Genomic DNA, 19,230 nt, shown 5'->3' with positions numbered 1-19,230 from the left:
CCGCGCCGGATCAGAATGCGGCGGGCCAACTGGCGACCGGTCACGACCGAACCTTCACAGCGATCCGTTTGCCCTTCATGGACGGCGCCAAGCGTTGCGGGAGATTCGAAACCAACTCCTCGCGCTCGCGACCAATCACCTCATTGAAAGGAAGACCGAAGCCGAGCAGGGCGATCTTGTGTTCGATGTCCTCCAGTTGCTCATCAATCAGCGATTTAACCGGTGCCGTACTCATGCCGTCTCCTTGCGTTGCTGACAGACGTCGCGCAGCCGCTTGCAGTAGTGATTGAACTCGTCGATGGTGATAGCGCCGTCGGTGAAGAGGCGGGTGATCAGCTCCTGTACGAGCAAGCCTGTCTCTTCATGGGCGAAGGGAGCGGTCACACCATCAAGTGCCTTGTCGATCAGTATGTGAGGGCTCAAAACCCACACTCCTGCTCGACGCGATCGCTTTCGCGCTTTGCATCGCGGTATTCGTTGGCGTGCACCGCGACCAAGTCGCCAGCGAGCGACCGAATGATCTGCGCATCACCGCCGACGGCTTCGACGGCCCAGGTGTGCAAGATGCCGCCGTCGCCGCGCCGGACCAACTCGATCAGGATTTTCTCGATGCAGCGGTCTGGGTCTGGGGTCGCGGCCATGTGATCCGCAAGCGCTTCCGGCAGGTGATTAGCGTTGACCAGGACCTTGCTTCGGCCCACCGGATTCGGCGCTTCAATATGGCGCCGGCACAGCAGATCGTCGACCGACTCTGCCAGCCATTCCTGACCTGCATCGGTGTCGAGAAAATCGTCTTCCGGGATGAGCTTGCGTAGAGCTGACATGGTCGTCTCCAGGGGGGCGGGGTGTTGATCCAACAAAACTCGGATGCACTCATCCGCTCCGCTGGTTGCCGTTGGGCGCGGAGGGGAGTGCATTCGGGTGGTGTTGCGAAGGGTGACTATCTTTACGCGATAGCGTCTATGCAGCTCTGCGCAAAGAAGTAATAAGGACGTTACGTGGTTCGAAGAGCAATTTTACTGGTGCTGATTGCCAGTCTGAATGGGTGTATGGCAACGGCCATGCGCATGGATTATGACAAGCACCGATGCCCCTATATCGGTGTGCGATTTGACTGGTGGTTGGTCGGTACGTCCAAAGGAAAGCTGATTCCTTTTTTACTGATCGACGCGCCGTTTTCTTTGGTAGTCGATACCGTCTTTTTTCCTTTCGAATACCAATACAGCTGCAACCTTTGAGCTGTCATGCGTCTGCATTAATGTGATCTCACAGGGCGCAATCACCATTCAGCGGAGGGATAGCGCTACAGGCGACCGGTAGGCTCATAGGGAAGCTTCAGTGGGGCCGGCGATGGAGTCGTAGTCCGAGCCGCCGGCAACGAGCATGGTCACTCTACGGTGCAAATCCAGCGGTGGTTATGCCGGTATGGCGCGCGGGTAAAGTGGACATCTGAGACCAAATTCATTCCGCGCTGCTGGAGCGCCTCGGTCAGTTGTACGAGTGTCTCTGCTTGGATAGTCATTGCTGTCACCTCGTCAGATTTACTACGTTCATAATTCTTGACCGAGCGGGCAAGTTGCTAATTCATTTTTTCTACTTCGGCGATTGTTCAATCCATACCGCAGAGCGCTCCCTGACTGTCCCCTTCATCTGAGATTTAGGGCAAGGAGAGCTCTGCGCTATGGATTGATGCCGCTTAAAGAAAGCGGCATCAGTAAATCTATGGGAATTGCTCGCGCCTCCTACCGGGTCATTCGCCAGTTCGGTCAATACCTCGTCCGCCGTCGCAGTTCTGCGCGTTGGTAGCCTTTCGGGGCTATCGGATCGCCGGTCGCCAGTAGTGGCAGCGCGATTTTGTTCACCTGACTTCATCTCGCCCCACAGGTGTGGCCGGGGCTGACCTCCCAGCGTGAGCCGGGTAATCGTTTATGGCGCGGGTTGTTAAAGAGCGGCGCGGCTTTCGCTGCTGGGCCGGTGTCTCGTTGGCCTGAGGTAAATTTACCATTTGGAAATTACCTGTCAATGCATAATGGTAAATTAATTGGTAAACAAATTTCGGTTTTTGGTAAATGGCTGATGCTATTCATTTTTCTCCAGACGAAAAAAAGCCCGCGCTGGGAGCGGGCTGCAAGACAATTATCGCGAGCAAAAAAAGCCCGCCAAGGGGGAGGCGGGCTGTTAAGTCATGATGAGCTAAGAGCATAGTCGATGTGAAGTTTTTTGCATGCCGTTCATGGGCTGCCAAGCGATCCTTACGTCTCCAGTAGTCAGGCATTGACGGTGATGATGGGCGCGAATTGACGGAGGAAGCGGCAGACTTCTACGCGCACTCGGTCGAAGGTCTGGAAGGCGGTACTTAGGAGGGAAGGGCGGACATTAAAAAGCCCGGCGCTACGCCGGGCTTGTCTTATTTGCGTAGCTGGAATGAAATTACATTGCTGGGAAGCTCCTCAGAGGGTAAAAAATACGCCTCTGGCTTTGCTGCCATTTCAGCAAGGCGCTTCGCGGGGAGGGGGAGGATCCTAGCTATGTCGTCTTTTGAGAATTTTCCTTTTCTCTCCAAAAAGTCAATCATGTCACTAATCAATTTACTTGATTCTTTAGGGGTTTCTTTATCAAGCGGCTCGCTCTTCCTTCCTCCGGGAAGAGTTGCTAACTGTTTAAATACATAAATACTTTGATTCTCTGTAATTAGTCCTAAAGATCTCGCTCTAACCGTCAGCGCCGCGATAGAAATACCCCAACGTCTTTTTAGATGGATCAGCGCGTCAAGAGAGCACGAAGTAAATTCTTGTAATATTGACTGGCGAGGGCAAAGAAAGGCGCCGGCAAAAAAATTCGCCTGATCTTCCTTCATTTGTACCAGTTCGTCGTCTTCATGGTCTTCGTCAGATACGGCGGTGTGCATAATAAGATGGCCTAATTCATGGGCCAGATTGAACCTGTGTCGCGCGTTGCTATTTTGTCTTTCAGTAATAATATAGGCGAGGTTTCCGCGCCAATTTGAAAATGCCTGAGTTTGACGGTCCATTGATAGCTGAGCAACAAAGACGCCGTTGCTTTCTAGCAGTCTAGTCATGTTGCTGATCGGGCCCGCCCCAAGCTTCCAGAATTTCCTAGCTTCGAGTGCTATGGACTCAATATCTTCCAGTGTGAGCTCAGTAAAATCATCAACCGGGGATCGGTAGATATTGGCGCCCGGATAGTTAATGTCTGCTAGGAGCGCTTGAGAGAACTCCGCGAACCACGACTCTTGAACTTGTGCTTTCGTTCGCGATTTTTTAGCCGTCGTTTTGAAACTTCTAAAGTGAGAGGGCGTTGTGATTTCTTGAATCGATTTGGATTCGGAATAAAAAAAGTCTGTGCCTACCTCTAAGATTTTTGAAATTTTTGAGACATTTTCGTAGGTTGGACTCTTAGAACCTTTCTCAAAGATAGAGACAGCTTGCCTTGTAACACCTATTCGCTCAGATAGTGCTGCCATTGTAAGTCCAGCGGCCTGCCGGGCTTCAGTTAGTCGTGCTGGGTTGAATTTCATGATTAACGAGCTTTCTTGCTTTGTTCAAATTCTTTTGTGATCTTTTCGAAGAGATTGTCGAGGTTGTCTTCAATTTTTTCCTCTCGCACCTCTTCAAAGGTTGGTAGAGGAATTTGGCGAGTGTAAAGAGATCTTCTGCAGTTTGCGTCAGGGATGACAAGGCTCATGAATTCAAGTGTTGCTTTTGAGCCGTGCAGCAACTGGCCGCAAACGATTTCACTTTCATGATCTTCATATGACTCGGAAAATAGATCCATATTCGGGCTTGAGAGGACCCGATTATACAAAGAGTTTTTTAGCATCTTTGTTCTAGGGCTATTTACATTGTGAGCCGTCAATACCAGTCGACCTGAACGCACAACTATATGTTTGGAAGAGCCGTTTCTATTACTTTCCATCCGCGCCGAGATTCCGGAATCTGGCGCTGACCCAGGTGCTGCTGCGAGAAAGTGATCAACGCAGGCACGCTTGATGTGGCCAGATGCAGCCATGAGATTCGTCCCAAGAACAGCGTTACCGCGAATGATCTCCAGCGAAGCCCTATATCCCAGAGCTACTGCCTTGGAGATTACCGCCATTTTTTCAAAGGAAAGATCGGTATCAATGAGCTGGGGGAGACTGGGCATCGCAAGGCACCTGGTTGACATTGTTCGTGTCAACCATTTTGCCTAAAATCACTAAATTGTCAACCGAACTGTTGGTGACTTGTCTTTTGCCCGTTAGGATCCAGATTCCATCACCCGCCAAATCGTCTCGTGACAGACAAAGGCTTCTGAAACCGCGCAGTCAATTTTGAGTCGAGTCTGGATTCGGGTTACCTGGAGTACATCGCCCACCAGAAAACATGCCCCAAAATCGAGATCTGTTGTTCCTGGATCTGCTGGAACGTGTAGTCCTCGTCCGGATGCTCATCACGGTTGAAACTCCGCAAGCGTAGCCCGGTAGGGATCCGATAAACCTGCTTCACGCGAAGCTGACCGTTGTGGTTGATGGCGTACATCTCGCCGTCGACGATATCGCTCAGTGAGTTTTTCCCCACGTTCACGCCGACCGTGGCGCCGTCGCGCAGCACCGGCATCATGCTGTTTCCGCCGACCTTCACACACCTCGCGTTGCTGAATTGAACGCCATTTTGGCGCAAATCCTTTTTGTTGAAGCGCAGACGGGAGTTGGCGTTTTCTTCGATCGCGAACCTGCCTGATCCGGCAGCCAGCTCGACTTCATGAAGGAAGGGGACGTAGACCTCATCATCATCGAGCGGGGTCTCGTCGTCCCAGGTCTCGATCGAGGACAGCGGGATCTCGACTTGAGTCCTCGGCTTGACAACACCAGACTTCGAAGCTGCAGATAGCTCCCCCTCACTCAATGGACGGTCAAGGGAGCCAGGTGCAAGCCCGCACTTCATTTCGAAGTCGCGCGCCATTTTCTCCCCGATGTTCCGGAGATGCTCGGCCTTTTCGGTGAAAAGCCGGGAGATATAGGACGGCTGCTTATCCACGCGGGCGGCGAAGTCAGCGTCTTTTCCGCCGAAGTCGCGATCAATGATCTGGCGAACTCTGGCTCTGCGTATGTCTTTGATGTCCATCTCCCCATTAGAACCTTTATTTCCCTTTGGGGAAATTACCTTTACTTGGTAAACATTTATGGTAAATTCGTGCATAAATGAACCAGAAGGTAAACCAGAATGGACTTCCCCACGTACGCAAAGCAGCTTCCGCGCGGCGGAAGAAAACGCCTCGCCCTCAGCCTCGGCATTCCGGCGAGCTACCTCTCTCGTTTGATCTCTGGCGACCGCTCCATCACTGCGGAGCGCGCCATTGAAATTGAACACGCAACAGGCGGAGAGGTGACTCGGCAAGAGTGCCTTCCAGATATCCAGTGGAAGAACGCTTCTTAAGCTCGACCCGCCACGCCAATCCGTTGAAGCCAGATTAGAAGAGAGCAGTCCCCATGGAAACGTCCAGTCCAAGACATAGCGCCCAAACCCGTGACCAAGTGCTGGTGGCGCATGCGGCAAACCAGATCGTCCGAACCAGCTTGAGCCAGGACGATTTCGCGCAATCGCTGAGCCGTGAGCTGCACCTGTCGATTCCTGAGCGCGCCAAGAAGAAGGAAGTTCCAGACTTCAATTCGCCAGAACTGACCAGTGACGTGAGCGAGTTTGTGAGGGCGACCGGTCGCTGGCTGAAGCGTGTACAGCGCTGGCTCTCCGGGGATCAGGAGATGCCGTCTTGGCTTGAGGAGTCTTGGGTAAACGCTCTCGAACCAGAGTACCGCGATAACTGCATTAACGAGTTGGCCGCTCGCCATGGCTTGACTGGGGCTCGCCAGATGCAGAGCGACCAATGCGCCAACAAAAGCTTCGGTGCGCTGATCCGCGCACTCGGCGACGTAATCGATACGGGCAGTGAAGTTTTTGACGACCAGGTGATGTGCGAAGCGGACTTGCCGCATTTACCAGCGTTCGCCGAGCAGTGCCGCCAGGTAGAAGCGAGAGCAGGGGAGCTGGGCCGGAAGGCAGAAGCCCTGATCGCGAAACACCGGCTGAATTTGAAGATCGCCTGAACATCGGGCACAAAAAAGCCGACGGAGAAGGTCGGCTTATTCGCAAAACTAGAGAGACCCGATTATGCAGAGCCAACCCAATTCGAGCAATACCCCGAACAATGTCGTGACACGTTTTCAGAACTCTCAAAACGTGTCGCGAGCTTTTATATTTTCCGTTCACGTCAGGAATACCTGACATGCAGTTCACCGTCACTATCAATCAGGTGAAGGCGCTGGAGTGGGGGTTGAACTCTCAGCAGGCCCTGCTGTTCGCCTTCGTCTACGGCTGCCCGAGCTGGAGCAAGCCAGTCAAGACTGACGACGGGATCTTCTTCGCGTTGAGCAAAGCCAAGATCATCGAGGAGCTGCCGTTGCTCACCGATAAGCCAGACACCGCTTACCGCATGCTGAAGGCCTTGGAAGAGGCCGGTCTGATTGAGCTTTCCAGCACTTCGAACATCACGCTGTTCCGACTGACCGAGAAGGCGATCGGGTGGAATCCCGATCGCATGGGGCACTTCAGTGCATACCAGCCGCCGGTGCAGCCACCTCGCCGTCGAACGAAAAAAAAGCCCATCCCTTCAGAATCGCGAACTCTCGTTTTTGCTCGAGATGGGCATGTCTGCCTGCGTTGTGGCTGTTCGGTGCGACTCCGCTTGAGAGCTGACCATGTCATTCCAGAGAGCCTGGGTGGCGAAGCATCGATGGAAAATCTTCAAACACTGTGCATGTCCTGCAATAGCTGGAAGGGTGTTCAGACCATCGATTTTCGCGGTATCACCGGAGGTGCCGCATGAGCATGGGCCTTATGGTCGCCGCCATGAAACTCCGCGTCGGTAATCCGCTGCGTAAGCTGGTCCTCATCAAGCTGGCAGACAATGCCAGTGATATGGGGGAGTGCTGGCCGTCCTACCAACATATCGCCGATCAGTGCGAGATCAGCAAGCGTTCCGTTATGAATCACATCACCGCGTTGTGCGAGTCAGGGCTGCTGCGCAAGGAAATCAGGAAGGGTGGGCCGAAGGGCAATTCGTCGAATGTTTACTTCCTGACTCTCGATGGTGGTGCACCTCCTGCACCAGGGGTAGTGCAACAGATTCACCAGGGTAGTGCAGCTGGTTCACCCCCTAGTGAATCTCCTGCACTAGGGGGTAGTGCAGGAGCTGCACCCAGAACCAGTCACTCTTCTGAACCAGTCAATGAACCGGTCATTGAACCAATTGCACCCCCGGCTTCCGCCGAGGTTGTGCCGGCTCAGTCACGCAACCTGGTACTGGTGGTTGATCGCACCGACGCGCCACGGGTTGAGATTCCCGCTGACATGCCCGGTCCCAAAGACCAGTCCTGCAAAACCTTCAAGGTCTGGGCGAACTACGCCATGGCCTACCGCAAGCGCTACAGCACCTGGCCGGTGTGGAACGCCAAGGTCGGTGGTCAGCTCGGCCAACTGGTCGACCGACTCGGCGCCGATGTCGCGCATCACGTCGCCGCGCACTACTTGAAAACCAGCGATGCCGGCGTCCTGCGCAAGTGCCACAGCCTCAACGAGCTGCTGGCCAATGCCGAGAGCTACCACACCCAGTGGGTTACTGGTCAGCGCATCAACGGGACTACCGCCCGCCAGATGGAGCGCACCGAGGCAAACATCTCCGCTGCCGAGCAAGCCGCGCAAATGGTCTTGGCCAAGCGCCAAGGGGGGGAGCGCAATGAGTACCTTTGAAATGAACGATCAGCAGGTTGCCGGACTGGCAGCTGCAATCTGCGCTACCGCCGAGGCCATGGGGCAGGAAATGAACCCAGGCACTGCGGCGATGATGGCCGAAGACCTCTGCGCCTACTCGGTGCCCACCGTGAAGGCAGCGCTGAAAGCCTGCCGCTTCGAGGTGAAGGGCAAGCTGGCGATGGCCGACATTCTCCAGCGTGTGCAGGCCGCCGACGGGCGTCCGGGCAAGGACGAAGCTTGGGCGATCGCAATGACCACGAACGACGAGTTCGAAACCGTGGTGCTGACCGACGAAATCCAACTTGCTCTGGTCGCTGCAAAACCTGTCCTCGACGCCGGCGATAAGGTCGGTGCGCGCATGGCGTTCAACAGCGCCTATGAGCGGTTGGTGGGGCAGGCCAGGGAGGACAACAAACAGGTGAACTGGCATGTCTCTGTCGGTTTCGACGCCAACCGCCGCACGCAGGCGATAACCAAGGCTGTGCAGATGCAGCGGATCCCACAGGAGCGCGCCCAGCAGTACCTGGCCGACTTGAGTGTCGTGCCGGTCACTGAAGACGGGCGGGCGGTTGCGGCTCTGCTGACCGGCGAAGTCGCGCGTCCATCTTCGAACCTTCGGGAAAAACTCGCAGCGGTGAAGGACTCGATGCTCGCCATGCGCAAGGCATCAGCAGAGGAACAAACAGAACTGCGAATTCTGGCAGCCTACGAGCTGGCCGATCGCCGGGCGCTGCTCATTCAGCAGGCTGAACAATTGAAAGCAAGGAGTGCGGCTCAATGACCGATATCAATGACCAGAAAAAGCAGGCTGAGGCTGGCTTCAAAAACTTCCACCGCAGCCTTTGCGAACGCTTCGGTTACTACCACGACGAGATCGACTGGCAGCGTGACCAGGTTTCGCTGGAGGAACACATCGCCACGCAGTTCAACCACGTCAATGCGGAGAACGCTGCGCTGCGTGGGCAGGTTGAGTCCTTGCAGCGCGCTGCCGGCCAGCTCCAGGAGCAGGTCGAGGCTCTGGGCGTGAAGGTGATGCGATGAATCCCGAATACACGATCCGTGACCAACGCGATATCAACCGCCTCGCCGGCGTCCTGCACGCCATCGACCTCAGCAAGCCGAAGATTGTGGTGATCCGCGATGAAAAACGCCCGGACGTCTGCAATCGGAAGATGTGGGCAATGCTCAAGGACGTTTCCGACCAGGTCATCTGGCACGGCAAGAAGCTGACCAGCGAGGACTGGAAGTGCCTTTTCAGTGCCTCGCTGGAGAAACAACGCGCGGAGCCTGGCCTCGACGGTGGCTTCGTCGTGATGGCCGTATCCACCCGCAAGCAGTCGCAGAAGTGGTTCAGCGATCTGTTCGAGCTGATGCATGCCTTCGGCGCCGAGCATGACGTGCGCTGGACTGAACAGGACAAGTGGGGAGGGCGGTACTGATGCGTACTGCCATCAAGGAAGTGAAGCAGAAGAGCTGCAAGTCCTGCGGCGACAAGTTCCGGCCGTCACTCTCGACACAGAAGGCTTGCAGCGTGAAGTGTGCGTTGGACCTGGCCAAACAGCCGGCGAACCAGCAGGTGGCACGAAAGGCGATCGATCAGCGTGACCGCCGCGAGATCAAGGTCCGCAAGGAGAAGCTGAAGAGCAGGGCTGATCACCTACGCGAGGCTCAGGCCGCCGTGAACGAGTACGTCCGCCTGCGTGACGCGCATCTGCCGTGCATCAGCTGCGACTCGATGCCGAACGACAGCGACCTCATGACGGGCAGCCGCTGGGACGCTGGTCATTACCGATCCGTGGGCGCCTGCCCGGAGCTGCGTTTCGAGCCGCTGAACATCCACCGCCAGTGCGTGAAGTGCAACCGTAACCTATCCGGCAACGCAGTCGAGTACCGGATCCGGTTGGTGCAGCGTCTCGGCGCCGACAAGGTGGCCTGGCTTGAGGGGCCTCATCCGGCCCGCAAATACACCGTGGAAGAAATCAAAACCATCAAGGCCGAATATCGGGCAAAGACCAGAGAACTGAAAAAGGAAGCAGCATGAAACTGATCAACGCAAGGCAGGTATGGACTGAGGCTCAGCACGAATCGAACGCGTCGATCAGCGCTGCAGCCATTGAGCGGGCGGAGTCGGCACCGGTGAAGAAGGGCACTCGCATGCGCCGGCATGAAGCCGTGTTCGCTGCGTTGGGCGATGACAAGGAGGAGCGTATCCAGGTCGTGCGCGAGAGGATCAGCATCAGCGAAACACGGCGAACGCCGGTCGGCCGATCCACCGCCCGCGCCGCACACCTGGCGATGATTGGCAAAGTACTGCGCGCAATCGACACACTGCCGTTCCAGGTTCAGCAATTTGGGCACTACCTGTATCACCCGGCGATGAACATGCGGCATTTGCTGAATGCGGTGCTGTTGATCACCGCCAAGGCGGCATTGCCCGACCTGACTTCGGCCAAGCGAATCAAGGCGCAGTACTTGGTCACTCTGGCCCTGCAATCGTACAAGGGGGAGGTTCAGGGCGGGGCGGAGTGGGGCCCCGCGCGGGTGGCTGCGGAGATGGAAGCCTTCTTCGGCGTTACCATTGACCCGAAGAACTGGACGCGCGACTGGCTTGGCTTGTGGGAATCCCTGAAGAACGTCATAAAAGAAGTGGATATTCAGGCCCAGCAACCACTATGGCAGGTGATCCACTCGGAAAAAGATCATGAGGCGGCATAAAGATGTTGACATGACGGCGTTTCGAGCGTACTTTTCCCATAGTGCACAAGTAACGCGAAACGCACACGAATACCTGACCCGGCCAAGAGCCGGGTTTTTGCTTCTTCACGCATGGTATTTTTGATGAATTGACTTTTTGCCATTATTTTGGCACTATTTGCTCACGTACTAGCTTGAGTTGTTGGCTGGTCAAAAGAGCATCTGCTGGTGCTGCGGTTTTTACGCCGTTAACGATGGTAGTCGGCATTTTGGGATTTCTGGTAGTCGCAGCTACCAGTTGGCTTAAGAACAAAATGTTGTTGAAAACAGAAGTAATGACTACTGGAGGAAATGGTATGGAAGAACAGAATGTGAAATGTGTTGACCTGGCGGTTGTGGAAACGGTTCAAGTATTGAGCGCCGGCTTGTTGGTCAACGGTGTAACCGCAGTGACAATTCGGGCGTAAGCCCACCCGCTTAGCGGGACGCAGCGTTAAACCGCTGCACTATTCAGAAACCCGGCCACCGCGCCGGGTTTTTTGTTGACCAATCAGTCTTGGATCTCAACCTCAGTAACAGTCACAGTTTGACGGGCAGCGTAAAAGCCGCGCTCTTTGAGTGACGCCATTACCTCTTCGCTCTGAAGTCCAGTTGGAAGATCTTTGAAGTCGACCTGCCGCTGAAACGTAAGATCTTTCAAGAATTGCGAGCCTTTGCCGGAAATTCGAGGGATCCCTTTCCCGTCTTCTACGATAAGGATTTTATCCAGGACTTCGTCGCGATAAATGTCTACGAGCATTGCAGTTCCTCTTCCATGGTGGCGCCCCAACGGCCCCTCCTGAGAGAGGACTTGTTATCACGATTGATCTCGATTTGCCAAACCGACCAATGCGTCGGTTTTTTTATGCCTCGAATTTACCTGTAGCCAGGGCAGCCCTCGGGAAGGCCTGGACGTCGATAGCCGGATAGTGCGACGTACGGAATCAACACCGGCAGCCCGCGGACCCTGACCTCACCATTTGCTTCAGGGCAGCGCGAGACTGGATCAGCGAGATCGATGCAAAGGGGCGTCGACGTTGAGAAGGCCTTTGGCGGACAGCTAGGAAAGACGAGCGTACCTATTCAGGGCCTCTGCATTCGCAGGGGCCTTTTCGTTTCCATCATGCACACGGAGTCGAGCGCATGGAGTTATTGCAGCGCCTGCTCGACAAGATCGACAGGTTTGAATTGCTGATCGCAGGACTGATCGGCGCTGTCGTCGCAAGCTGGTGGCACAAGGACGATCTGGCCGACTGGCGCGCCTGGCTGATCTTCCTGATCACTGGTATCGCTTGCTCGCTATACCTGACGAGCATGGTCAGCACCTATCTGGGAGTGACCGAGCCGAAGATCGTCGCCGGAATCGGCTTCCTGCTCGGCACCTTCGGCGGATCGCTCCTCGCAGCCATCAACCGAGCCATCAAAGCCGCTGACCTCTGGGCGCTTATTCGCCAGCGGTTCGGGGGAGGCAACCCATGAATCTTGAACTGATCAACTCCATCGCCTGCGGCTTGATTGCCTTGTGGGCGACTTGGTGTGTTCTGAGCGGTCGAGTACGGGACGGCGTCATTGGCAAGCTTATCTATTCGGCGATCGCCATCAGCGGCTTCGTCGTGATGAGCCGGGAGCAGAACATCTTCATGATGGGCCCGACCACGGCCGGGATCACGCTGCACGCGTCGCTGGCTCTGGCCGGTATGCGTCACATCTTCATGGTCATCTGGTGGCAGCAGGTGAAGGCCTGGCTGTGCCGGACGCTGAACTGCGAACACTGCCTGCGCTGTGAAAAGGCGCCGGGCGGGATCGAACGGCGAGGCAAGTAAGTCGCGACACGTTTCGCGAATCGGCAAATTGTGCCGCGACACCATTAAGGAGAGAGCTATGAGCCACGGACGTACCAATCCTACTTGCAGAGGCGACATGAAGCTCGGGACGGGCTGCGGGCAGTGTGTTCGCTGCGTAGCCCAGAGTTCCTATTCCGCCGGTGAGTCCAATGTCACTCGCCTGCGCCACGCGCTGCCGCTGAGCCAGGAGATCAACAAAGCACTGACCGATCTGGATAGCGCGATCGCGAAGGCTATCGACGCTGCCAAAGCGGCAGGACTTCTACAGGGGCTGATCGTCGCTGAGCTGCACGGGCACGCCCACGCACAGACCTACACCACATTGCGCTGATGGCTTGAAGAACACGACAGTTACCCATATGTTCTTTATGGCATTTCGCCATAGGGAGAGTGACATGGACCGGTTACAACTGTTGATCTTGAAAAAGCAGTACGAAATTCTTGCTTTACTCGAGCCGAAAAATCGCGATCACCATCTCGCGCTCAAAGCCATTGATCGCGGCTATGAGTTTGAAATCCAAACCTTGATGGAACGAGCTTCGGTAGAGCCTGTATCCATGTCTGAATGTCAGGAAGTCAGAAGTATTCTGGATATGTTCCGCAATTTGCAGAACAGCTTGCGAAAACATGCCGTGGATGAGGAGTTGACCAAATCGGCGCTTTTCCCTGGTTTTGACGGCAATGAAGAGCCGGCACATCACTCCTACGCGTTGTATTTGCTGGAGGATCAGGGGCTCTGGCAGGGGCTAACAAACCGAGAGGGTACTTGGAACTCCCATTACCCAACACTTGACGGGTATCGTGCGATGCTTGCCGAGTATCAGAACATTGGCGGTTTCCCGCATTCGATTAAAGAGGTGGAGCGAGTACTGGCCGCTCGCCTGGAAAGATAAAAGACTCTCCATCTCACCTAAGCAACCCGACGGGGAGGCAATCGAACGCGCCTCTGTCGGGCTGCGTTCATTCACCTACGGGCTGAGGTGTTTGAAAAGGCACGGACCAACAGGTTGACCATAAGCCGCGCATTCGGCGTGGATGTCGGTTATGCCCTGTACGAAGCTTCCAATACACAGCCCCAAAAGTGCCGCAATGACAACATAAGCCCACACGCGATCAGTAGGCATCGGCTGACGCTTCATCCAAGAATCTGCACACCTTGCTGCGTAAAACAGAAAGTACAGCGCAATCAGCGCAATGACGCCGATTGCCGAGTAAAAACCCAGCGAAAAGATACTGAGCGGTTTAAGAAACTCCATTGCACATCTCCTTTTTAAAGTGCGGCTCGATTGAAGCACTCTCGCAGCACGCTCGCCACTCAACTGCGTGTAGTTTCTAACGCTAGTGTGGCCAGGTCACAGGACGCACTCCAAATGCACAGGCCATTGCCTCCATCATCGCTGCTTGAGCTGTCCGATCTATCCGACTCCGGTATACGCCTGATTCCGGCTCCCGAAGTCCGGGAATGGCTCCAAGCCGAAATACTCGCCGACACCGGCAGCATCCACAACGAAGAACATGCCCATCTGATCGATGCGGACATTCGAGTGATGTGGGCGTCTGCTGCCTTCACGAAGAAGGGGCGCACTGTGGTCGGCCAGGCCGAACAGGTAGCGTTCCGCGCCGGTGGCTGGCAGAAGGCCCGGATGGAGCAGCAGATGCTGGATTGGTTCGGTGACGTGCCGGCCTACATCATCACCTTGGCTGCCGATTACTGCGCCCAGTGTTCCGATGCTGACTTCTGTGCCTTGGTCGAGCATGAGTTATTTCATATAGCCCAAGAGCTTGATCAGTACGGGGCTCCAAAATTTACAAAAGAGGGTGCGCCAAAGCTTTGTATCCGCGGGCATGATGTCGAGGAATTTGTCGGCGTAGTCAGGCGATACGGGGCACCAAGTGACGTCCAGCGAATGGTCGATGCGGCAAACGGGTCTCCGGAAGTCTCAAAGGCTTCGATTGCCCGATCCTGTGGTACTTGCATTAGAGGAGTTGCGTAGGTGGAAGAGCAATGGAAGCAGATCCTGGGCTGGCCCAACTACGCGGTCAGCGATCGCGGACGAATCAAGAGGCTAACGACGCGAAACAGCGGCGTGGCTGGAGCAATTCTTTCGCAGTTTCTAGTCTCTGGGTATCCATCGGTGAATCTAACCGATTCCGGAAAGCGGAAGTCTGTGCGTGTACACCGCCTCGTCGCTGAAGCCTTCCTCCCAAAGCCGGAAGGCGCCACCGAGGTAAATCATATTGATGCCTCCCGATCCAACAACGACCTGCTCAATCTGGAGTGGGTAACCGCGTCAGGTAATCGGAAACACGGATATGACCATGGTGCCAACGTAGCTGAGGGGGAGCGCAACGGCTACTCCAAGCTGACTGAAGATCACGTTCGCGTCATTCGCGCGACCAAGCCGCTGACGAGATCAGTTCAGGCTGAATTGGCTGATCAATTCGGCGTGTCCATGGCGACCATTAGAGATGTGGCAGCAAGAAGAACATGGACGCACATCTGAAATGATGCCGAAATTAAACATATCGAGGGCCTGCGGAACCTGTCTGCTCAAGTCGGCCTGATTCTGGACAGGCTCTGGACGGATGAAAATCTATGGCAGCCCTTCAAAACGACGTGAAGGCCTTTATCGTTCAGGCCTTGGCGTGCTTCGACACGCCTTCACAGGTTGTTGAAGCCGTCCAAAAGGAATACGGGATATCGGTGACTCGCCAGCATGTGGAGACACACGACCCCACAAAGACATCAGGGAAAGGCCTGGCCAAGCGCTGGGTGACGATGTTTGAAGATGCCCGCAAGCGCTTCCGCGAGGAAACCGCCGAGATCCCGATCGCCAACCGAGCATACCGCCTCCGCGCCATGAACCGGTTCGTTGAGAAGGCCGAATCGATGAAGAACATCGGCCTGGCCATGCAGATTCTGGAGCAGGCCGCGAAGGAAGTCGGCGACGTCTACGTCAATCGCCAACGGAAAGATGAGCCAGACGATGAGCCAGCAATCCCGACGCGCATTCAGGTCGACGTAGTGGATGCGAGGAAGCCGAATGCCGAGCCTTAACGTTCCGCAGTCGCAGTTCCTCCTGTTGACCCACAAGTTTCGTGCATTCGTTGCTGGGTTCGGCTCCGGAAAGACCTGGGTCGGATGCTCAGCACTGAGCAAGCATTTCATGGAATGGCCCGGCGTCAACGCTGGCTACTTCGCGCCGACTTACCCGCAGATCCGCGACATCTTCTATCCCACGATGGAGGAGGTGGCTTACGACTGGGGGCTGAAGACCAAGATCAACCAGGCGAACCATGAGGTTCACATCTACAGCGGCCGGCAGTATCGCGGCACCGTGATTTGCCGGTCGATGGAAAAGCCGCAGACCATCGTCGGCTTCAAGATCGGTCACGCACTGGTCGACGAGCTGGATGTGCTGACGTCGATCAAGGCGCAGCAGGCTTGGCGCAAGATCATTGCCCGGATGCGTTACAACATCCCCGGGCTGAAGAACGGCGTGGACGTGACCACGACGCCGGAAGGCTTCAAGTTCGTCTTCCTCCAGTTCGTAAAGCAGCTGCGCGACAAACCGGCGCTGAAGGAAATGTATGGCCTGATCCAGGCCAGCACCTTCGACAACGAGCTGAACCTCCCGGACGACTACATCGCCTCGCTGATGGAGTCGTATCCCGAGCAGCTGATCCGCGCGTACCTGAATGGCCAGTTCGTCAACCTGACGTCCGGGTCGATCTACCACGCCTACGACCGCAAGCTGAACCAATGCTTCGACACCGTGCAGGCCGGCGAACCGCTGTTCATCGGTATGGACTTCAACGTTGGCAAGATGGCGGCGATCACGCATGTAAAGCGTGAACAAGGCCTGCCGCGCGCCGTGGACGAGTTGATGGATGGCTACGACACGCCGGACATGATCCGCCGCATCAAGGAACGCTACTGGGAGCACACCGGCAACGACTTCCGGAAAACCTGCGAGATCCGGATCTACCCGGACGCCTCGGGCGATTCGCGCAAGTCGGTTAATGCCAGCCTCACCGATATCGCCATGCTCAAGCAGGCAGGCTTCACAGTCATCGCGCCGGCGGCCAACCCGCCGGTTAAGGACCGGATCAACGCCATGAACGCCATGTTCTGCAACGCGCAGGGCGAGCGGCGTTACCTGGTCAACCCGTTCACCTGCCCGACATACGCCGACGGCCTAGAGCAGCAGATCTGGGCGTCCAACGGCGAGCCGGATAAGAGCCAAGGCAACGACCACGCCAACGACGGCGGCGGTTACTTCATTCACCGCGAGTACCCGATCGTTAAACCGGTCACCGCTATCAAAATGGGATACGCCCGATGAGCAACGACGTCTCCTTCAAGCGAGCGGACTACATCGAAGCGCTGAGTCGCTGGGCCACCGTGCGCGACGTGTGCGCAGGACAGCACCGCGTTGTCGATCGGCTGCCGTACATCAACGCTCACGACACGTCGCCTGAGAATAAGGATCGCAACAAGGCCTATCGCGAGCGGGCGGTGTTCAAGAACGCCACAGGCCATACCCGAAACGGGCTGCTCGGCCTGGCCTTCCACAAAGATCCAACGCTGGCTGTTGCGAAAAAGCTGGAGTATCTGCAGGACAATGCCAACGGGTCCGGCGTGAGCATCTACCAGCACTCGCAAGGCACGCTGGAAAAGGTGCTTGAGGCTGGGCGGCATGGCCTGTACGTCGACTATCACCAAGACGCCGGCGCCGGTGGTCACTCTGTGATCCTGTCGTACTGCGCCGAGGACATCATCAACTGGCGTACAGGGATGGTGAACGGGCACAGCGTGCTGACTCTGGTTGTGCTGCGCGAATCACCGGAGATCGAAGATGGCTTCAGTTTCAAAGTGGTCGAGCAGTACCGGGAGCTGGCACTTGAGGCTGACGGCTTTGTTTGCCGAGTTTGGCGCAGGTCCGGGCCGAAGGGTGGCGGGCCGCTGGCGGTTATTGAGGAGTTCCGGCCCACCGGTGCCGCCGGGCGCTTGAAAGAGATCCCGTTCACCTTCGTCGGTGCGCAGAACAACGATCCGAGTATCGATGAGTCGCCGCTCTACGACATCGCCATGATCAACTTGGGCCACTACCGAAACAGTGCCGACTACGAAGACAGTGTCTTCTGGTGCGGCCAGGCTCAGCCATGGATTTCGGGTCTGGACGAGCAGTGGCGCGACTGGATGGAGAAGAACGGCGTTTACGTTGGGTCTCGAGCACCGATGATGCTGCCTGCCGGTGGCCAGTTCGGATACGCCCAGCCATTGCCGAACACGCTGGTGAAGGAGGCCATGGCCGACAAGAACCAGATGATGATCGAGCTGGGCGCCCGAATGGTGGTGGCTTCCCTCTCGTCCAAGACGGCTACCGAAGCCCGTGGTGATCAGTCTGCATCGACGTCGGTCCTTGCCGGCTGCGTGGCGAACGTCAGCGAGGCTTACACCCGGGCGATCATGTGGTGCTGTACCTACATGGGCGTCGACGACGCGAAGGTCGCCTACCAGATCAATCAGGAGTTCGTGGAGCTGACGGCGGATCCGCAAATGATCACCGCACTGGTCGGCCTCTGGCAGAACGGTGGATTCGCCAAGGCGGATCTTCGGGCGTACCTACGCAAGTTGGGCCTGATCGCGCCTGAGCGCACAGACCAGCAAATCGATGGCGAGCTGGCGGAGCAGGGCGACGGCTTGGGCCTGGACGATGAGGACAACGCAAATGGCGGTAAACCAAGCAATCCTTGACGCCACGATCCGGCACGCGGTCTTCCTCGAAAAGCTGAAGGCTGGGGAGGTCGGCAAGTTCGCTCCCTTCCTCAAAGAGATCGACCGCTCGATCCGTGACCGGCTCACCCAGTCGGATCTGACCGAGTACAACGTGAAGCGGCTGGAGGCGCTGCTGAAAGAGGTCGATAGTCTGCTGTTGGGCATCTTCGACCGCTACAGCGCGCAACTGAACCTCGACCTGATTGACATCGCCAACTACGAGGCTGAATTTGAGGCGTCGAGCCTAGCCCGGTCGGCGCCCTTTGGTGTTTCGTTTGATGTGGTTGCTCCGACGGCAGCGGCTATCCGCACGGCGGTACTGACCAATCCCCTCAGTGTGCGCGGCACCGGGGGCGGTAAGGTGCTGAAGTCGTTTATCAAGGGGTGGACCAGTGCCGAGCGCGACCGCGTCACCGGTACGATCCGGCAGGGCTTCTTCGAAGGCCAAACGAACTTCCAGATCATCCGCAACATCCGCGGCACCAAGGCAGCCGGGTACAAGGATGGGGTTCTCGCCACCACCAACCGCAATGCCAGCACGGTCGTGCACACGGCGATTCAGCATGTGTCGTCTCAGGCACGCATGGAGGTGGCGAAAGCCAACACGGACATCGTTTCCGAGGTTGAGATGGTCGCCACGCTGGACAGCAAGACCAGCCAGCAGTGTCGATCAATGGATAAGCGACGGTTTCCGGTCGATTCCGGGCCGAGGCCGCCGTTTCACCCGAATTGTCGCACCACGTTCGTCTTGCTGACCAAACTCAGCGAGATGTTCGCCAAGAGCGCCACACGGGCTTCGGTGGGGGCTGATGGAGCAGGGCAAGTCAGTGCTAGCCTCGACTATTACCACTGGCTTCAGTTGCAGCCAGCGTCGTTTCAAGACGTAGCAATCGGACCGGTGCGGGCAAAGCTGTTTCGCGAGGGCGGTTTGAGCATCGAGCGCTTCGCAGAGCTGCAGCTTGACCGCAACTTCGCTCCGCTGACCTTGGCTCAAATGAAAGGGCTTGAGCCTCTGGCATTCGAGCGTGCGGGAATCTGATATAGGATTGTGGCTCATATCAAG

General features: G+C 56.4%; 29 protein-coding genes and 1 pseudogene. 22 read left to right on the top strand and 8 right to left on the bottom strand.

Annotation, left to right across the window (positions count from 1 at the left end; translation table 11 throughout):
- Positions 1 to 40: 40 nt before the first annotated feature.
- Genes AC07XZ_RS23065 through AC07XZ_RS23055 form a run of 3 tightly spaced genes read right to left on the bottom strand, consistent with a single transcriptional unit; the run spans position 41 to position 824 of the window.
- Positions 41 to 235, bottom strand: coding sequence for a hypothetical protein (locus tag AC07XZ_RS23065; protein WP_102687705.1), 195 nt, complete (start codon positions 233 to 235; stop codon positions 41 to 43).
- Positions 232 to 423: a hypothetical protein gene (locus AC07XZ_RS23060; protein WP_102687704.1), complete on the bottom strand. Its 192-nt coding sequence runs from the start codon at positions 421 to 423 to the stop codon at positions 232 to 234. The genes AC07XZ_RS23065 and AC07XZ_RS23060 overlap by 4 nt, the downstream gene beginning before the upstream one ends.
- Entirely contained in the window at positions 420 to 824 is a 405-nt protein-coding gene (locus tag AC07XZ_RS23055) for a hypothetical protein (RefSeq protein WP_102687703.1), read from the bottom strand. Before AC07XZ_RS23055 ends, AC07XZ_RS23060 begins: the two co-directional genes overlap by 4 nt.
- 174 nt (positions 825 to 998) lie before the next feature.
- Here AC07XZ_RS23055 and AC07XZ_RS23050 point away from each other — a divergent pair, with 174 nt between their 5' ends.
- Positions 999 to 1,238, top strand: a complete 240-nt coding sequence (locus AC07XZ_RS23050) for a YceK/YidQ family lipoprotein (RefSeq protein WP_102687702.1) — start codon at positions 999 to 1,001, stop codon at positions 1,236 to 1,238.
- Between the two features lie 1,169 nt (positions 1,239 to 2,407).
- Here AC07XZ_RS23050 and AC07XZ_RS23045 read toward each other — a convergent pair.
- The 3 genes from AC07XZ_RS23045 to AC07XZ_RS23035 form a co-directional block, all read right to left on the bottom strand.
- Complete coding sequence (locus AC07XZ_RS23045; RefSeq protein WP_102687701.1) at positions 2,408 to 3,538, bottom strand: XRE family transcriptional regulator; 1,131 nt, start codon at positions 3,536 to 3,538, stop codon at positions 2,408 to 2,410.
- A 2-nt stretch (positions 3,539 to 3,540) separates the two neighbouring features.
- Entirely contained in the window at positions 3,541 to 4,164 is a 624-nt protein-coding gene (locus AC07XZ_RS23040; protein ID WP_146024026.1) for a hypothetical protein, read from the bottom strand.
- Between the two features lie 188 nt (positions 4,165 to 4,352).
- Positions 4,353 to 5,123, bottom strand: coding sequence for a S24 family peptidase (locus AC07XZ_RS23035; protein ID WP_102687699.1), 771 nt, complete (start codon positions 5,121 to 5,123; stop codon positions 4,353 to 4,355).
- A gap of 99 nt (positions 5,124 to 5,222) precedes the next feature.
- On the opposite strand from AC07XZ_RS23035, the gene AC07XZ_RS23030 reads away from it, so the two are divergent.
- The 11 genes and pseudogenes from AC07XZ_RS23030 to AC07XZ_RS22980 all read left to right on the top strand — a co-directional run bounded on the left by AC07XZ_RS23030 (position 5,223) and on the right by AC07XZ_RS22980 (position 10,969).
- A complete protein-coding gene (locus AC07XZ_RS23030; protein ID WP_102687698.1) occupies positions 5,223 to 5,435 on the top strand; it encodes a transcriptional regulator in 213 nt (70 codons plus the stop codon).
- A gap of 53 nt (positions 5,436 to 5,488) precedes the next feature.
- Positions 5,489 to 6,103, top strand: coding sequence for a DUF8585 domain-containing protein (locus tag AC07XZ_RS23025; RefSeq protein WP_102687697.1), 615 nt, complete (start codon positions 5,489 to 5,491; stop codon positions 6,101 to 6,103).
- Between the two features lie 179 nt (positions 6,104 to 6,282).
- Positions 6,283 to 6,586 (top strand): annotated as a pseudogene (locus AC07XZ_RS23020) (phage replication protein); the annotation flags it as partial.
- An 8-nt stretch (positions 6,587 to 6,594) separates the two neighbouring features.
- A complete protein-coding gene (locus AC07XZ_RS23015) occupies positions 6,595 to 6,882 on the top strand; it encodes an HNH endonuclease (protein ID WP_102687754.1) in 288 nt (95 codons plus the stop codon).
- On the top strand, positions 6,879 to 7,805 hold the full coding sequence (locus AC07XZ_RS23010; RefSeq protein WP_102687696.1) for a helix-turn-helix domain-containing protein: 927 nt from the start codon (positions 6,879 to 6,881) through the stop codon (positions 7,803 to 7,805). The genes AC07XZ_RS23015 and AC07XZ_RS23010 overlap by 4 nt, the downstream gene beginning before the upstream one ends.
- Complete coding sequence (locus tag AC07XZ_RS23005; protein WP_102687695.1) at positions 7,792 to 8,589, top strand: hypothetical protein; 798 nt, start codon at positions 7,792 to 7,794, stop codon at positions 8,587 to 8,589. Before AC07XZ_RS23010 ends, AC07XZ_RS23005 begins: the two co-directional genes overlap by 14 nt.
- Positions 8,586 to 8,849 (top strand): hypothetical protein, encoded by a 264-nt coding sequence (locus tag AC07XZ_RS23000; RefSeq protein ID WP_102687694.1) that lies wholly within the window; start codon positions 8,586 to 8,588, stop codon positions 8,847 to 8,849. The genes AC07XZ_RS23005 and AC07XZ_RS23000 overlap by 4 nt, the downstream gene beginning before the upstream one ends.
- Positions 8,846 to 9,247 (top strand): recombination protein NinB, encoded by a 402-nt coding sequence (locus tag AC07XZ_RS22995; RefSeq protein WP_039772263.1) that lies wholly within the window; start codon positions 8,846 to 8,848, stop codon positions 9,245 to 9,247. The genes AC07XZ_RS23000 and AC07XZ_RS22995 overlap by 4 nt, the downstream gene beginning before the upstream one ends.
- The gene (locus AC07XZ_RS22990) at positions 9,247 to 9,849 is read left to right on the top strand and encodes a recombination protein NinG (protein WP_102687693.1); all 603 of its coding nucleotides are present in this window, start codon (positions 9,247 to 9,249) and stop codon (positions 9,847 to 9,849) included. Before AC07XZ_RS22995 ends, AC07XZ_RS22990 begins: the two co-directional genes overlap by 1 nt.
- On the top strand, positions 9,846 to 10,523 hold the full coding sequence (locus tag AC07XZ_RS22985; protein WP_102687692.1) for a bacteriophage antitermination protein Q: 678 nt from the start codon (positions 9,846 to 9,848) through the stop codon (positions 10,521 to 10,523). The genes AC07XZ_RS22990 and AC07XZ_RS22985 overlap by 4 nt, the downstream gene beginning before the upstream one ends.
- Positions 10,524 to 10,696: 173 nt before the next feature.
- Complete coding sequence (locus AC07XZ_RS22980) at positions 10,697 to 10,969, top strand: hypothetical protein (RefSeq protein ID WP_146024025.1); 273 nt, start codon at positions 10,697 to 10,699, stop codon at positions 10,967 to 10,969.
- An 83-nt stretch (positions 10,970 to 11,052) separates the two neighbouring features.
- Here the strand turns inward: AC07XZ_RS22980 and AC07XZ_RS22975 are convergent, their stop codons facing one another.
- The gene (locus AC07XZ_RS22975) at positions 11,053 to 11,301 is read right to left on the bottom strand and encodes a hypothetical protein (protein WP_102687691.1); all 249 of its coding nucleotides are present in this window, start codon (positions 11,299 to 11,301) and stop codon (positions 11,053 to 11,055) included.
- Between the two features lie 383 nt (positions 11,302 to 11,684).
- Here AC07XZ_RS22975 and AC07XZ_RS22970 point away from each other — a divergent pair, with 383 nt between their 5' ends.
- From AC07XZ_RS22970 to AC07XZ_RS22955, 4 genes are all read left to right on the top strand, one after another.
- On the top strand, positions 11,685 to 12,020 hold the full coding sequence (locus AC07XZ_RS22970) for an MFS transporter (RefSeq protein ID WP_102687690.1): 336 nt from the start codon (positions 11,685 to 11,687) through the stop codon (positions 12,018 to 12,020).
- Positions 12,017 to 12,364 (top strand): hypothetical protein, encoded by a 348-nt coding sequence (locus AC07XZ_RS22965; protein ID WP_102687689.1) that lies wholly within the window; start codon positions 12,017 to 12,019, stop codon positions 12,362 to 12,364. The genes AC07XZ_RS22970 and AC07XZ_RS22965 overlap by 4 nt, the downstream gene beginning before the upstream one ends.
- A gap of 58 nt (positions 12,365 to 12,422) precedes the next feature.
- Entirely contained in the window at positions 12,423 to 12,716 is a 294-nt protein-coding gene (locus tag AC07XZ_RS22960) for a hypothetical protein (protein WP_102687688.1), read from the top strand.
- A gap of 64 nt (positions 12,717 to 12,780) precedes the next feature.
- Positions 12,781 to 13,278, top strand: a complete 498-nt coding sequence (locus AC07XZ_RS22955; RefSeq protein WP_158247730.1) for a YfbU family protein — start codon at positions 12,781 to 12,783, stop codon at positions 13,276 to 13,278.
- 75 nt (positions 13,279 to 13,353) lie between these two features.
- Here the strand turns inward: AC07XZ_RS22955 and AC07XZ_RS22950 are convergent, their stop codons facing one another.
- On the bottom strand, positions 13,354 to 13,641 hold the full coding sequence (locus tag AC07XZ_RS22950; protein WP_102687686.1) for a hypothetical protein: 288 nt from the start codon (positions 13,639 to 13,641) through the stop codon (positions 13,354 to 13,356).
- 114 nt (positions 13,642 to 13,755) lie between these two features.
- Here AC07XZ_RS22950 and AC07XZ_RS22945 point away from each other — a divergent pair, with 114 nt between their 5' ends.
- From AC07XZ_RS22945 to AC07XZ_RS22920, 6 genes are all read left to right on the top strand, one after another.
- A complete protein-coding gene (locus AC07XZ_RS22945; RefSeq protein ID WP_102687685.1) occupies positions 13,756 to 14,379 on the top strand; it encodes a putative metallopeptidase in 624 nt (207 codons plus the stop codon).
- Positions 14,380 to 14,889: an NUMOD4 domain-containing protein gene (locus AC07XZ_RS22940; RefSeq protein ID WP_102687684.1), complete on the top strand. Its 510-nt coding sequence runs from the start codon at positions 14,380 to 14,382 to the stop codon at positions 14,887 to 14,889.
- 92 nt (positions 14,890 to 14,981) lie between these two features.
- On the top strand, positions 14,982 to 15,443 hold the full coding sequence (locus tag AC07XZ_RS22935; protein WP_102687683.1) for a DUF2280 domain-containing protein: 462 nt from the start codon (positions 14,982 to 14,984) through the stop codon (positions 15,441 to 15,443).
- Positions 15,430 to 16,731, top strand: coding sequence for a terminase large subunit domain-containing protein (locus tag AC07XZ_RS22930; RefSeq protein WP_102687682.1), 1,302 nt, complete (start codon positions 15,430 to 15,432; stop codon positions 16,729 to 16,731). The genes AC07XZ_RS22935 and AC07XZ_RS22930 overlap by 14 nt, the downstream gene beginning before the upstream one ends.
- Positions 16,728 to 18,146 (top strand): DUF4055 domain-containing protein, encoded by a 1,419-nt coding sequence (locus AC07XZ_RS22925; RefSeq protein WP_102687681.1) that lies wholly within the window; start codon positions 16,728 to 16,730, stop codon positions 18,144 to 18,146. The genes AC07XZ_RS22930 and AC07XZ_RS22925 overlap by 4 nt, the downstream gene beginning before the upstream one ends.
- Positions 18,121 to 19,206, top strand: a complete 1,086-nt coding sequence (locus AC07XZ_RS22920; protein ID WP_102687680.1) for a minor capsid protein — start codon at positions 18,121 to 18,123, stop codon at positions 19,204 to 19,206. Before AC07XZ_RS22925 ends, AC07XZ_RS22920 begins: the two co-directional genes overlap by 26 nt.
- Positions 19,207 to 19,230: the final 24 nt, after the last annotated feature.

It is taken from the genome of Pseudomonas sp. GW458-11-26-14-LB4 (assembly GCF_059423925.1).
Note: the sequence above shows the minus strand (reverse complement) of the source record. Positions and strands in the feature narration are given on the sequence as shown.

Coding starts and splice junctions, on each gene's coding strand:
- AC07XZ_RS23065 (WP_102687705.1), bottom strand. CDS start 235: ATGAGTACGGCACCGGTTAAATCGCTGATTGATGAGCAACTGGAGGAC.
- AC07XZ_RS23055 (WP_102687703.1), bottom strand. CDS start 824: ATGTCAGCTCTACGCAAGCTCATCCCGGAAGACGATTTTCTCGACACC.
- AC07XZ_RS23045 (WP_102687701.1), bottom strand. CDS start 3,538: ATGAAATTCAACCCAGCACGACTAACTGAAGCCCGGCAGGCCGCTGGA.
- AC07XZ_RS23040 (WP_146024026.1), bottom strand. CDS start 4,164: ATGCCCAGTCTCCCCCAGCTCATTGATACCGATCTTTCCTTTGAAAAA.
- AC07XZ_RS23035 (WP_102687699.1), bottom strand. CDS start 5,123: ATGGACATCAAAGACATACGCAGAGCCAGAGTTCGCCAGATCATTGAT.
- AC07XZ_RS23030 (WP_102687698.1), top strand. CDS start 5,223: ATGGACTTCCCCACGTACGCAAAGCAGCTTCCGCGCGGCGGAAGAAAA.
- AC07XZ_RS23025 (WP_102687697.1), top strand. CDS start 5,489: ATGGAAACGTCCAGTCCAAGACATAGCGCCCAAACCCGTGACCAAGTG.
- AC07XZ_RS23015 (WP_102687754.1), top strand. CDS start 6,595: ATGGGGCACTTCAGTGCATACCAGCCGCCGGTGCAGCCACCTCGCCGT.
- AC07XZ_RS23010 (WP_102687696.1), top strand. CDS start 6,879: ATGAGCATGGGCCTTATGGTCGCCGCCATGAAACTCCGCGTCGGTAAT.
- AC07XZ_RS23005 (WP_102687695.1), top strand. CDS start 7,792: ATGAGTACCTTTGAAATGAACGATCAGCAGGTTGCCGGACTGGCAGCT.
- AC07XZ_RS23000 (WP_102687694.1), top strand. CDS start 8,586: ATGACCGATATCAATGACCAGAAAAAGCAGGCTGAGGCTGGCTTCAAA.
- AC07XZ_RS22995 (WP_039772263.1), top strand. CDS start 8,846: ATGAATCCCGAATACACGATCCGTGACCAACGCGATATCAACCGCCTC.
- AC07XZ_RS22990 (WP_102687693.1), top strand. CDS start 9,247: ATGCGTACTGCCATCAAGGAAGTGAAGCAGAAGAGCTGCAAGTCCTGC.
- AC07XZ_RS22985 (WP_102687692.1), top strand. CDS start 9,846: ATGAAACTGATCAACGCAAGGCAGGTATGGACTGAGGCTCAGCACGAA.
- AC07XZ_RS22975 (WP_102687691.1), bottom strand. CDS start 11,301: ATGCTCGTAGACATTTATCGCGACGAAGTCCTGGATAAAATCCTTATC.
- AC07XZ_RS22970 (WP_102687690.1), top strand. CDS start 11,685: ATGGAGTTATTGCAGCGCCTGCTCGACAAGATCGACAGGTTTGAATTG.
- AC07XZ_RS22965 (WP_102687689.1), top strand. CDS start 12,017: ATGAATCTTGAACTGATCAACTCCATCGCCTGCGGCTTGATTGCCTTG.
- AC07XZ_RS22960 (WP_102687688.1), top strand. CDS start 12,423: ATGAGCCACGGACGTACCAATCCTACTTGCAGAGGCGACATGAAGCTC.
- AC07XZ_RS22955 (WP_158247730.1), top strand. CDS start 12,781: ATGGACCGGTTACAACTGTTGATCTTGAAAAAGCAGTACGAAATTCTT.
- AC07XZ_RS22950 (WP_102687686.1), bottom strand. CDS start 13,641: ATGGAGTTTCTTAAACCGCTCAGTATCTTTTCGCTGGGTTTTTACTCG.
- AC07XZ_RS22945 (WP_102687685.1), top strand. CDS start 13,756: ATGCACAGGCCATTGCCTCCATCATCGCTGCTTGAGCTGTCCGATCTA.
- AC07XZ_RS22935 (WP_102687683.1), top strand. CDS start 14,982: ATGGCAGCCCTTCAAAACGACGTGAAGGCCTTTATCGTTCAGGCCTTG.
- AC07XZ_RS22930 (WP_102687682.1), top strand. CDS start 15,430: ATGCCGAGCCTTAACGTTCCGCAGTCGCAGTTCCTCCTGTTGACCCAC.
- AC07XZ_RS22925 (WP_102687681.1), top strand. CDS start 16,728: ATGAGCAACGACGTCTCCTTCAAGCGAGCGGACTACATCGAAGCGCTG.
- AC07XZ_RS22920 (WP_102687680.1), top strand. CDS start 18,121: ATGGCGGTAAACCAAGCAATCCTTGACGCCACGATCCGGCACGCGGTC.